Raw genomic sequence first — 11,026 nt, 5'->3', positions numbered from 1 at the left:
CCCTGACCCCATGCCGAACTCAGTAGTGAAACGAAACAGCGCCGATGATAGTGTAGCATTTGTTATGTGAAAGTAGGTCATTACCAGGCTCCAAATAAGAGAAAGCCCGATTCGAAAGAGTCGGGCTTTTTTACGTCTGCAGAAAAGTAAAAAGCACACACTCACCCAGCACTATCGCGTAGGTTGGGCGAGCGAAGCGACTCCCGACGCATAGAGAGTATCCCATTTGTTATGTGGCTTTCCATCGCTGTGGACACTACGACATTACCATGCTTCAAATTGTAGAAAGCCCGACTCAAAAGAGTCGGGCTTTTACGGGTGTAAAGGAAGCATTCTTAAAACAGTCCATAGGCTTCAGTTTCTTGCTCTTGAGCGCTGCTAGATGGTTCAAGCTCTTTGGGCTTAAATATTGCGCTAGGATCAATAAGTACACTATGTTTATCAGCGAGTTTGATCAGTCCATACATCATGCTTCTTGTTTGGGGGTCAATATCAAAACCAACTTCGGTAAGCTTATCTAGTGGTTTAATATCTTCTTGTTTATATTCAATATTATCTTCCACTTTATCAACTAACAGGCCTATATGAGGGTTCAACCCATCTTTAGTAGTAAAAACAATAATAGGTTTATAATCTAAAGTGATTTGCTCTATTGCCGAGTCAAATAAACGCTCTAGGTGAATAAGTTCATGCCTTCTTATAATCTCAAGTTGAGTACCGACTTGTTTATTGTTGCCTTGTTTATATGCATCTATCGCACTGGTCAATTTGTTTAGGAGCGATTTAAACGGGTCATCAAAGCGTGACATAGTATTTTTTAATTCATCGTTATCAGTTTTAAACTCTGTATAAAACTGTTCAAAATCAGTAAGCTCATACTGATTTGTTTTTAACGAGCTTTGCGAAACGAGTAGTTCTTGCTCTAATTTATTAAACCAAGCAATTAGTTGTTTTTGCCAAGATTTAAGTTGCTTTAAAGCATCTAAATTACTGCGCTCAGTAGAAACTCCATTTAAAATGATTCCAAGATCAAATACAGGGGTTGGGATCCCCATATAATCTTTAACGCCCAAAAAGCTTTTATTGTCGTTAGGTAACACCGTGAGGTTATTATTAAATTGTTCCGTTAATAAGATATCAAGAATCTTAAGTGAAATGGTTTTATAACCCACTTTAAAGTTAATTAAGTCCATAGTTTCCTCACATACTTAGTTTGTATATTAAGGATAGAACAATATTTGGAAGGTACTTATTTATTCACATAATAAGAGCGATATACATTACGCTTATTTTTATTTTTTGTATCAATAAAAAACTTTTTGATTATTTTATCATTTATTAACAGTGAATTAAGCTCATTCATTAGGCACGAGTGTTTAAGTGGTAATTTGCAGCTTGCCGCTGCCTTGCTAAATGCCATGGCATTAATATAACCTTCAAAATGAAGACGATTGGGTTTTGTAATCTTGCTTGCTTGCATATCAGCTAAAAACTCATTGCAAAAATCATCGCTACAAGTGAGTGGATTGGGAACAATTTCAGTAACCATAATATGAGAGGGAGAAGTTACTTCATCAAATAAGTCAAAGCTAGGTACAAAAGAGACACTAGTATAGTCTGGGGTAAAGTTCTTCGCATATGCACTATTTATAAACTCACCAAGTGGCGCATAGGTACCAACTAAACAGATAGCTGTCACCCCGCTGGCTTGTAATGCATTAAGCGCTGATGCTACATCATGACTATTACGTTGGTAACGCGCGACTTTTATAGGCGAAAGTTGATATTTTGCTAGCTCTTTTCTTAGCCCTGATTCGACGTACAAGCCAAACTCATCTGCTTGAATAAATAGCCCTATCTTTGTATGTTTACGCTCCTCTACTAAGTATTTAATTTGCTCTGCGGCTTCGTCATTATAGCTGGCTCTTAGATTAAATATGTTAGCGCGTGATTTATCATGTAGGAAGCTCGCCCCGCTAAAAGGCATTATGAACGGGGTTTGTGACTGCTCTAGTAAAGGTATAATAGCGTGGCTAGTTGGGGTGCCCATAGCACCAAACAGTGCATCGACTTTGTCGGTATAAATAAAAGTACGGGTATTATTAACGGTTTGCTTTGGTTCGTAGTTATCGTCAGCAACTAGAAGTTGTATCTGAGCACCGTTTATACCACCAGCATTATTAACCTTGTTAAAGTAAATGCTACTGCCTTTATGCAACTGTAGGCCAATATTTTGAGCCGGTCCGCTAAGCGCTGTAGACATGCCAAGTTTAATAACTTTGCTATTATCTTGCTCTGCATAGGCTATAGGCTGCCCTAAGGCTAATGCGACAGAGGCAATGCTAAGGTGTATTATTATGCGAAGTGCGCTCATACCAGTTATCTACAGCCTTTTTTAATAATATATTAAATGACTTGGTGCCATTCAAACCTAGCTCAGTTTGGATATTTTTAGGTGTCCAATTTTGTAATACTAGCCTAATAAAAACAGATTGGAAATTATCCTCATCATTTGGCAAGCTAAGAGGAGATGCCCAAAAACTCCTCCATAGTAAAGGTTTAATATTAAAGAGCTGATAGTCACTTGTTAACATAGACTTTAATCTTGATTGATCGGCTATGCTGATGGTATGGGTATTAAAGCGTGAAACAATTTTTGCTACCAGTTTATAATCTAGCTGACTAAAATGGCTGAGCAATTGCAAAGGAAAATCAGCTTCGAACTGGGCTGTTAATTGTTCTAGTAGTTGGTCATTTTTAGTTAAGCTCTTAATAACTAATGCGCTATGTTCACCCGTTGCCTTATCTTTTTGAAAACCCAGCTTTACCAAATTAAAGTCATTATTTTGCCAAAAACTAAGTAATTGCGCATTAGCACCAAAGCTAGCACCAAACCAATCACACTCTTTCTGTAATTGCTGTTCACAGTAATGAAGTAATTGTGTTCCAAGGTGCTTATTGTGCTGCCCTGGGTCAATGGCAATTCGCACCACGCGAGCGCAGTATTGTTTTAATACCTCAGGGTTAAAGCTTAATTGTGCAAGGCTTTGCGCCATTAAGTGCCCTTGAGGACGGCGCTTACCTTGCACTACTTCATTACTCAACGATGTAGTAAAGCCACCTTCTATCGCTACTAAACACACACCAAGAATATTATCACCTTGTTGACAAACAAATAGGCGTTGCCCAGCGGCATCTAGTAAGTGACGTAAGTCATTCACACTGGTTTGATAATGTGCCAGTGTTAGTAAGCCAACAACTTGATGAAGCAGTGGTTCGTCGTTAGTAAGTTGATTTGCTTGCAGATGCTTAAATTGTAGGGGAGCAGTATTCAAACTAGCGCTGTGATGTTCTGCATCCAAAGCTAAGAGTGTACGAAGGTGCAGCTCTAAAGGATCGTGCTTTGCAAAACGGATTGGCTGCTCAAGACTGATGCTACGCATGTTTTTAAAATGCGTTTTGAGGTAACGAGTAAACTTTAAAATATAACCGCGACCATTACCTTCATAGCCAATCATAGTGCTTGAAAAGACCACGCGAGGATAAAGGTGAAGAATTTTTATGAGAATTGGAACAGGGATTGCTGCTGCTTCATCAATTAATAGCAAATCGCACTGCGGTTGTTCGTTCAGTAGTTGATCAGGCGCCACATAGTGCATGTTTGCAATGTGTTTATCGCCAGCTCGATAATCTATATCAAGCTCACTCGCTAAGTGCTTAAAACTACTGTGCAAAGCACGAAATTGCATAGAGCAAATAAGTATGTTTTTATCGCTGAGTTTACTTGCTGCAATACCTAATGCGGCTGATTTTCCTCTTCCCCGATCTGCATTTATTAATAATGGTCGATTTGCTCGTCCGTTTGCTGTTTTTATTATTAATTCAATACACTGTTGTTGCTCGGTAAAGTCAATTTCACCAGTTGATAGATTCGTATCGGTAATACACTGCCAACCATTTTGCTGGCTAAAATGCAGTAAAGTAGTTTTGCTTAGTAAGTGAGCTAAGCGTTGGTTAAAAAAGCTGTAAGGGTGCATTTGCCCAAAAGATTGAAATAAGGGAAGGGCGTCATCACACCAGTGTTCAAGTTCTTTAAGTTCGGGTAGCAATATAATTAAAAAACCACCTGCTTGCACAACGCCACTAAGCGCAGCTAGTTTATCTGGCACCAGTCCACTGTAGCCGTCATAAACAGCATGGGCGTACTCTTGCCCTAAAATTTGGTGGGTATGCTCTGGCCAATGTGCATTAATTAAATGAGTGCTTTTTGACAGTACAAAAGAAGGGTGCTGCAAATGAGCAAGCAGCTGAGTACATTGCTCATAACACCAATTTTTATCGCCTGTAAGCAGCAGTAACTGGCGATGTTTCGCATACGCAAGTTGTTGCTGTAAACGCTCTACAACGTGGTTAAACGGCTTGTAATCTTGCATAAGCTGTTACTAACCACTTACTGCCTAAGTTGTCAAAGTTAACTTGTACGCGAGATTGTGCGCCACTGCCTTCGTAGTTGAGTACGGTGCCAATGCCAAACTTTGCATGCAGCACGCGTTGACCTAAGTTAAATCCGCTTTCTTCAAATGCAGCATGGCTAACCGATGCGCTAAAGCGACCGGCTGCAGGCGGACGAGATACTTGCGTTTTTATGCGAATTTCTTCTACGCAGTCCTCAGGTATTTCACGTAAAAAGCGCGATGGGCTGTGATATTTCTCTTGGCCATATAAACGGCGGCTTTCGGCATGGCTTATATAGAGCTTATCCATAGCGCGGGTCATACCCACGTAACAAAGGCGGCGCTCTTCTTCTAAACGGCCGGTTTCTTCATTACTTTGCTGAGATGGAAACATACCTTCTTCAACACCGACCATAAACACTAAAGGAAACTCCAAACCTTTAGCTGAGTGAAGCGTCATCATTTGTACGGCGTCTTCATGCTCATCGGCTTGGCCTTCGCCAGACTCAAGTGAGGTGTAAGCTAAAAAGCCTTGTAGTGGCGAGCTAAACTCTTCCTCTTCAGGGAGTTCATACTGATCGCAGGCACTAATTAATTCTTCTAAGTTTTCTACTCGAGCGCGGCCTTTTTCGCCTTTTTCAGCCTGATACATAGCCATTAACCCTGAGGTTTGAATCGCGTATTTAGCTTGCTCATGCAACGTTAAGTCACTAATTTTATCTTCAATATGCTCAATAAGTTCGACAAACTTGGCAACTGCTCCTGATGCTCGACCCGATAAATGCTGTTGTTCTACAATGGCTTTAGCAGCATACCAAAGCGGCAAAGATTCAGCGCGAGCGCAGTCACGAATATGGCTTAATGTTTTGTCACCAATGCCTCGGGCTGGGGTATTAATTACACGCTCAAATGCGGCATCATCTTGGCGGTTACCCACTAAGCGTAAGTATGAGAGGGCATCTTTAATTTCTTGACGTTCGAAGAATCGCATACCACCATAAATTCGGTATTTTAAACCTTCTTGTAGCATCGCTTCTTCAAGTACCCGCGATTGCGCATTACTACGATACAAAATAGCCGCATCCTGTAGCGCATTTCCGGCATTTAGCCAGCTGCGTAATTTGCTACTCACAAAGCGCGCTTCATCTAGCTCGTTAAAGGCAGCATAAATAGAAATTGGTTCGCCGTCGTTACCGTCAGTCCACAAGCTTTTACCCATACGCTCGGAGTTATTTTGTATAAGCGCATTAGACGCTTTAAGAATAGTGGCAGTCGAGCGATAGTTTTGCTCAAGGCGAATCGTCTCTGCATCAAAGTCTGTTAAAAAGCGTTTGATATTTTCAATTTTAGCGCCACGCCAACCGTAAATACTTTGGTCATCATCACCTACAATCATAATACTACTAGTGTCGCCCGCAAGTAATTTTAGCCATGCATATTGAATAGTATTGGTATCTTGAAACTCGTCTACTAGCATGTGTGCGAAGCGCTGCTGATAATGACGAAGCAGGGTTGGGTTGTTTTTAAGAACCTCATAACTACGTAGTAATATTTCAGCAAAATCAACTAGGCCCGCTCTATCACAAGCTTCTTGATAGGCTGCGTAAACGCGCAGCATCATTTGCTCGTTAATATCGTATGCCTGAATATCTTTAGGGCGCAGAGCTTCGTCTTTTTTAGCGCTTATGTACCAACCAAACTGTTTGGCTGGCCATTTTTTATCATCAATATTCATCGATTTTAACAAGCGCTTGATCATGCGAAGCTGATCGTCTGAGTCTAAAATTTGAAAGGCTTCAGGTAAATTTGCTTCACGGTGATGCGCCCGTAAAATTCGGTGCGATAAACCATGGAAAGTACCAATCCACATGCCACCAACAGGGGCTTTTAGAGTTTCTTCAACTCTTGAGCGCATCTCTTTAGCGGCTTTATTGGTAAAGGTTACCGCAAAAATACTGTAGGCAGAGGCTTGCTCTACTTGCATTAACCAGGCAATACGATGAACCAATACTCGAGTTTTACCTGAACCTGCTCCTGCTAATACCAGCATGTTTTGTAATGGCGCTGCAACGGCATCGCGTTGTTTATCATTTAAGCCATCGAGTAATTCTGAAACGTCCATCGTTACGCCTTTTTAATCAATAATGAGAGCAGTATAACAGGTGTTTTTGTTAGGCTAAATAAAATACTGTTTTTATAAACAGCTATTTATAAAATAGGTATTTAAGTTGTTGAATAGTGAACAGTATAAACTGAGCAAGTAACTAAAATAGCTATTTAAAATTGCTAATTTGACTTATTTTTGGCAAAAAATACTAAAGCGATAAATTCGTAATAATTTAACTGTATGATTTGTAAGCCTTAATAAATTGGCATAAAGTGTGTAAGTATAAACAATAAGTACAAATACAAAATTAATTAAACTACAGAGGTTAGTATGTCTCAACAAGGTTCTGGCGGAAATGTAATAGCCGCTCTATGTAATATTTTTTTCCCGGGTTTAGGGCAGTTGGTGCAGGGTCGTATTTTATCGGCGCTGGTGTTTGCCATTTTGGTTTTTGGCGGTTACGCGTTATGGTTCTTAGTTGTTCCAGCTATTGTTGGGGCCGTATTCCATTTATGGGCAATTATTGATGCTGCCCGCTATCGCTCAGGCGGTTAGCTATATTGATGATACTAAATAACCTGAACTCTGGATAATAAATCTATCTCTAGCAGCTATTTTGAGCGCTAACTGCGTTGAATTTACTTGCAATAGACTAGCTATTGACGCGTAATTTCGCCTTGTTTTCAGTGAAAATCTCTGGCTAGAGAAAATAAACATAAATATCATTTTATTCAATATGTTAGTAAATCTCTTAACCAGAGTTCAGGTTAAGTAGCGCCTTGCGGCGCTATTTTTGTATCTGGCTTGCGTTATTCATAACTGACTAGGTTATAATCTATTGTAATTAGCAGTACTGGAATAAAGTTATGGAATACCAATTTATTCGCGACCCTATTAGTGGGTTAAGAATTAAAATAAGCAGCGAGCATGCGATTATAGGCCGTTGGTTAAATGAAGAAATAGGCAAAGACAAAGTGGCTATGGTGCTGGCGCTTATTAGCTCGGTGAGTTCAAGCTTTGAACCGTTAACACTTAAAGGTCAAGAAATTGACCTGATCCTTTCTAAAGATGAAGCGTTATTTGAAGCGCATGCGCTGCATCAAGATAACGAAGATATATTAGCCTACCAAGATGACGAATTAATGCTTGAAGAGAATGATTTAAGCAGCGGTTGTGGTTTTGAAGACTTTGTTGACCTGATCAACTCATGGCATGAGTTTTCGGCTGGTCGTTAAGTTATATTATCTGTATTATTACCCTAATTATAAATCCAACAGTGGAACCAATATGTCTGCGAATTTAAACAAGCTAGTTGTTATGCTAGAAATGCAAAATGCCATGAATACTAAAGTACATGAGCAATGGTTTAGCCAAGGCTTTGAATGGTACCGAGCTATTTGGGTTGAATGTGCAGAAATGTTAGACCATTACGGTTGGAAATGGTGGAAAAAACAAACACCAGATACTGAACAGGTGATTTTAGAGCTGGTTGATATTTTTCACTTTGGCTTATCGTTGCGTATTGACGGTGAGACTAGCTACGAGCAAATAGCAACAAAACTACAAGCCGAAATGAGTGCACCACAACAAGGTGATGACTTTAAACAAACACTTGAATTATTAGCAGCCAGTGCTGTTGCCAATAAAGCGTTTAATGCATCAGCATTTGCCGGTTGTATGGCACAAATGGGCATGGATATTGATGATTTATACCGTGGTTATGTAGGTAAAAATACGCTTAACTTTTTCCGCCAAGATCATGGCTACAAAGATGGCAGCTACATTAAAGTATGGCATGGTCAAGAAGATAACGAACACTTAGTAGAAGTAGTTAAAAGCCTTGATACTGAACATGCAGATTTTGCAAAACAGGTATATCAAGGCTTAGTAGCGCGTTACCCAAAAAGCTAATTATATAATAGCGCGGTAGTCGGTTACGCTTAAGTAATCGCTTATATCGTTATGTGGTTGCTGACTATTAGGGTTAGCAACCGCAAGTAAATGCTCAATGCCGTATTTTCGTGCGGCATTTAATACCGGTAAACTGTCATCTACAAATAAAGTGCGGCGTTTATCAAACCCTAAGTCCCCTTGCACTTTATGCCACAAGCTTTGTTGCTCTTTACTTACTCCATATTCATGAGTCGATACCACCCCGTCTAAATAGTTATCAATAGCGGTATGTTCAAATTTAAGCATGACGCATTCAGGATGGGCATTAGTCAGCAAAATGAGCTCTTTACCTGCTCGTCTAAGTTCAGTTAAAAAATGCGGAACGTCTTCACGAATTTTGATTAAGTGGGCAGACTGGCGCTTTAGTTCGAGAATAGGTAAGTTTAGCTGTGCCTCCCAATAGTCAGAGCAGTACCACTGAATTTTGCCACTCACAGCCTGATAGCGTTTTAAGATATCTACGCGGGCTTCCTCAAAACTGATATTTTGAGCCAGAGCGTGTTGTTGGGGTACAACATTGAGCCAAAAGTCAGTGTCGTAATGTAAATCAAGTAAAGTTCCATCCATGTCGAGTAATACAGTATCGATTTTTGACCAGTTGAGCATGATGTATCCTTGTGAAAACTACTTTTTGAAATGAATAAGTTGCGATGAAGTAGATTAATGAACTTTGTAAATTGAGTTATTAAGGTATAAATCCGACAATATTATATTAAGAGCGTATTCGTAGCCTAAAATAAAGAATTAACCTTAGCTAAACCCGAGAATTATTTGCTCAATTAAATTGCTTTTAATTCAAACTGAAACTCGCATCTTATACTCATTTGGGTATATGATTAGTATAACTGCAATGATAGCAAATTGATGCCCATGACACAGAAAAAGCACCCAACACCACCACAAATTCTCAGTAATAATGTTGTCGCTAAAAGTCGCTTATTTACTGTGGAGTCTTTAGAGCTTAAGTTTTCAAATAACGAAGAGCGTCAGTATGAGCGAATTCGCGGTGGTGGTCGTGGAGCCGTTATGATTGTACCTATGACCACTGAAAATGAGTTATTACTGGTTCGTGAGTATTGTGCAGGCACCAATGACTATCAGTTAGGGTTTCCCAAAGGGCTCATTGACCCAGGTGAAACGCCTGAACAGGCTGCAAACAGAGAGCTCAAAGAAGAAATTGGCTTTGGCGCTGAATACTTTAAACCGCTTAAAACGGTCACTATGGCACCGAGCTATTTTAACGCAACCATGCATATTTTGTTTGCTAAAAATTTATATCCTGAAACCTTACTAGGCGATGAGCCTGAGCCCTTAGTGGTTGTGAAATGGCCACTTTCACAGTGGCAGTCGTTATTAGAACAACCTGACTTTACTGAAGCACGTAGTGTTGCGGCTCTGCTATTATTAGATAAGTATTTAGCCTCAGGAGACATTAATGAATAAACTTCTAGAGCCATGTATTGAGCTTGCGCAAAGTGCAGGGGATGCCATTATGTCTTTGTATAAAAAAGACGATATTGGTCAGCAAGAAAAATCAGATAATACGCCAGTAACAAAAGCAGATTTAGCTGCAAATGATGTGCTCGTGGCAGGTTTAAATGCGCTTGCTCCCGACATTCCTATTATGTCAGAAGAAACCCCCATTCCAGCGTTGCAAGATAGACAGCACTGGCAACGTTATTGGTTGCTTGACCCAATGGATGGCACCGGTGAATTTATACTCGAAAGTGGTGACTTTGCCGTTAATATTGCATTGATAGAAAATAACCACCCAGTGTTGGGGGTTATTCATTGGCCAGCAAAGGGCGTGACCTATTATGCAACGGCTAAAAATGGGGCATTTAAGCGTGAAGGTGAGCACGATAAACAAATATTTGTTGCACCGCCCGAGAGTTTAACTTTGGCTGTAAGCCGCCGGCAAAAAATAGAAGCAGTTAGCCAGTATCTAAATGCGCAATTTGCAACGGTGGCTTTAGGTTCGTGTTCACTTAAGGCGTGTATTGTTGCCGAGGGTAAAGCAGATTGTTTTTTAAGAATAGGTCCTACAGGTGAGTGGGATACGGGTGCATCGCAAGTTATTGTTGAAGAAGCGGGCGGCTGTATTACCGACGCTGAATTTAATCCTTTAACGTATAACCAAAGAGAAAGCACAGAAAATCCTGACTTTATTGTTATGGGTCATCCCGACTGGGAGTGGCAAAAAATGATAAATCCACATCAACGATTACTGTAAATACCACTGTTTGATGGGTTTTTGTTCACTTAAACGCTTTTAATTAGTAAAACCTTGCATTATAGGTTTATTCCTATATTATAGCGCTCTCTTCGAAACAGGCTTGTGAATAACACAATACTGTTACTAAGAAATTACAGGCGCGGGATGGAGCAGCCTGGTAGCTCGTCGGGCTCATAACCCGAAGGTCGTCGGTTCAAATCCGGCTCCCGCAACCAATTATATCCATGTAAAATGCATCAGCTCGGCACCGCGTCCTGGACGGATCCAACGACCCTC

General features: G+C 40.2%; 10 protein-coding genes, 1 tRNA gene and 1 rRNA gene. 7 read left to right on the top strand and 5 right to left on the bottom strand.

Features of this window, described 5'->3' with window-relative positions:
• A 5S ribosomal RNA gene (gene rrf, locus CWB76_RS20590) occupies positions 1–89 on the top strand; the annotation flags it as partial.
• A gap of 246 nt (positions 90–335) precedes the next feature.
• On the opposite strand, the gene CWB76_RS15005 is transcribed toward rrf, so the two are convergent.
• From CWB76_RS15005 to uvrD, 4 genes are read right to left on the bottom strand one after another with little or no spacing between them, the layout of a single operon-like run.
• The gene (locus CWB76_RS15005) at positions 336–1,193 is read right to left on the bottom strand and encodes a CheW domain-containing protein (protein WP_138608733.1); all 858 of its coding nucleotides are present in this window, start codon (positions 1,191–1,193) and stop codon (positions 336–338) included.
• A 56-nt stretch (positions 1,194–1,249) separates the two neighbouring features.
• Complete coding sequence (locus tag CWB76_RS15000; protein WP_138608731.1) at positions 1,250–2,374, bottom strand: ABC transporter substrate-binding protein; 1,125 nt, start codon at positions 2,372–2,374, stop codon at positions 1,250–1,252.
• Positions 2,343–4,433, bottom strand: a complete 2,091-nt coding sequence (locus CWB76_RS14995) for a tRNA(Met) cytidine acetyltransferase TmcA domain-containing protein (protein WP_138608729.1) — start codon at positions 4,431–4,433, stop codon at positions 2,343–2,345. Before CWB76_RS14995 ends, CWB76_RS15000 begins: the two co-directional genes overlap by 32 nt.
• Entirely contained in the window at positions 4,411–6,576 is a 2,166-nt protein-coding gene (uvrD, locus tag CWB76_RS14990) for a DNA helicase II (RefSeq protein WP_138608727.1), read from the bottom strand. The genes CWB76_RS14995 and uvrD overlap by 23 nt, the downstream gene beginning before the upstream one ends.
• 315 nt (positions 6,577–6,891) lie before the next feature.
• Between uvrD and CWB76_RS14985 the strand changes: the two genes are divergently transcribed.
• The 3 genes from CWB76_RS14985 to CWB76_RS14975 all read left to right on the top strand — a co-directional run bounded on the left by CWB76_RS14985 (position 6,892) and on the right by CWB76_RS14975 (position 8,472).
• Complete coding sequence (locus CWB76_RS14985) at positions 6,892–7,116, top strand: hypothetical protein (protein ID WP_054202800.1); 225 nt, start codon at positions 6,892–6,894, stop codon at positions 7,114–7,116.
• 311 nt (positions 7,117–7,427) lie between these two features.
• Positions 7,428–7,796 (top strand): YacL family protein, encoded by a 369-nt coding sequence (locus tag CWB76_RS14980; protein WP_008108271.1) that lies wholly within the window; start codon positions 7,428–7,430, stop codon positions 7,794–7,796.
• A gap of 52 nt (positions 7,797–7,848) precedes the next feature.
• Positions 7,849–8,472 (top strand): dUTP diphosphatase, encoded by a 624-nt coding sequence (locus CWB76_RS14975; RefSeq protein ID WP_138608725.1) that lies wholly within the window; start codon positions 7,849–7,851, stop codon positions 8,470–8,472.
• Here the strand turns inward: CWB76_RS14975 and yrfG are convergent, their stop codons facing one another.
• Positions 8,473–9,120, bottom strand: a complete 648-nt coding sequence (yrfG, locus tag CWB76_RS14970; protein ID WP_138608723.1) for a GMP/IMP nucleotidase — start codon at positions 9,118–9,120, stop codon at positions 8,473–8,475.
• 264 nt (positions 9,121–9,384) lie between these two features.
• Between yrfG and nudE the strand changes: the two genes are divergently transcribed.
• The 3 genes from nudE to CWB76_RS14955 all read left to right on the top strand — a co-directional run bounded on the left by nudE (position 9,385) and on the right by CWB76_RS14955 (position 10,965).
• Positions 9,385–9,957 (top strand): ADP compounds hydrolase NudE, encoded by a 573-nt coding sequence (gene nudE / locus CWB76_RS14965; RefSeq protein WP_008108276.1) that lies wholly within the window; start codon positions 9,385–9,387, stop codon positions 9,955–9,957.
• Positions 9,950–10,747 carry a 3'(2'),5'-bisphosphate nucleotidase CysQ gene (gene cysQ, locus CWB76_RS14960; protein ID WP_008108277.1) on the top strand — a complete coding sequence of 266 codons (798 nt, stop codon included), beginning with the start codon at positions 9,950–9,952 and terminating at the stop codon, positions 10,745–10,747. The genes nudE and cysQ overlap by 8 nt, the downstream gene beginning before the upstream one ends.
• Positions 10,748–10,888: 141 nt before the next feature.
• Positions 10,889–10,965, top strand: a tRNA-Met gene (locus tag CWB76_RS14955).
• The last annotated feature ends 61 nt before the right edge of the window (positions 10,966–11,026 follow it).

This window comes from Pseudoalteromonas sp. S1609 (genome assembly GCF_005887255.1).
Taxonomy (GTDB): domain Bacteria; phylum Pseudomonadota; class Gammaproteobacteria; order Enterobacterales; family Alteromonadaceae; genus Pseudoalteromonas.
The sequence above is the reverse complement of the archived record's forward strand: the minus strand, read 5'-3'. Positions and strand labels throughout refer to the sequence as shown.

Bases quoted from the DNA above. Each gene is read 5' to 3' on its own strand.
- yrfG (WP_138608723.1), bottom strand. From the start codon at position 9,120: ATGCTCAACTGGTCAAAAATCGATACTGTATTACTCGACATGGATGGA.
- CWB76_RS14975 (WP_138608725.1), top strand. From the start codon at position 7,849: ATGTCTGCGAATTTAAACAAGCTAGTTGTTATGCTAGAAATGCAAAAT.
- nudE (WP_008108276.1), top strand. From the start codon at position 9,385: ATGACACAGAAAAAGCACCCAACACCACCACAAATTCTCAGTAATAAT.
- CWB76_RS14995 (WP_138608729.1), bottom strand. From the start codon at position 4,433: ATGCAAGATTACAAGCCGTTTAACCACGTTGTAGAGCGTTTACAGCAA.
- uvrD (WP_138608727.1), bottom strand. From the start codon at position 6,576: ATGGACGTTTCAGAATTACTCGATGGCTTAAATGATAAACAACGCGAT.
- CWB76_RS15000 (WP_138608731.1), bottom strand. From the start codon at position 2,374: ATGAGCGCACTTCGCATAATAATACACCTTAGCATTGCCTCTGTCGCA.
- CWB76_RS15005 (WP_138608733.1), bottom strand. From the start codon at position 1,193: ATGGACTTAATTAACTTTAAAGTGGGTTATAAAACCATTTCACTTAAG.
- CWB76_RS14980 (WP_008108271.1), top strand. From the start codon at position 7,428: ATGGAATACCAATTTATTCGCGACCCTATTAGTGGGTTAAGAATTAAA.
- cysQ (WP_008108277.1), top strand. From the start codon at position 9,950: ATGAATAAACTTCTAGAGCCATGTATTGAGCTTGCGCAAAGTGCAGGG.
- CWB76_RS14985 (WP_054202800.1), top strand. From the start codon at position 6,892: ATGTCTCAACAAGGTTCTGGCGGAAATGTAATAGCCGCTCTATGTAAT.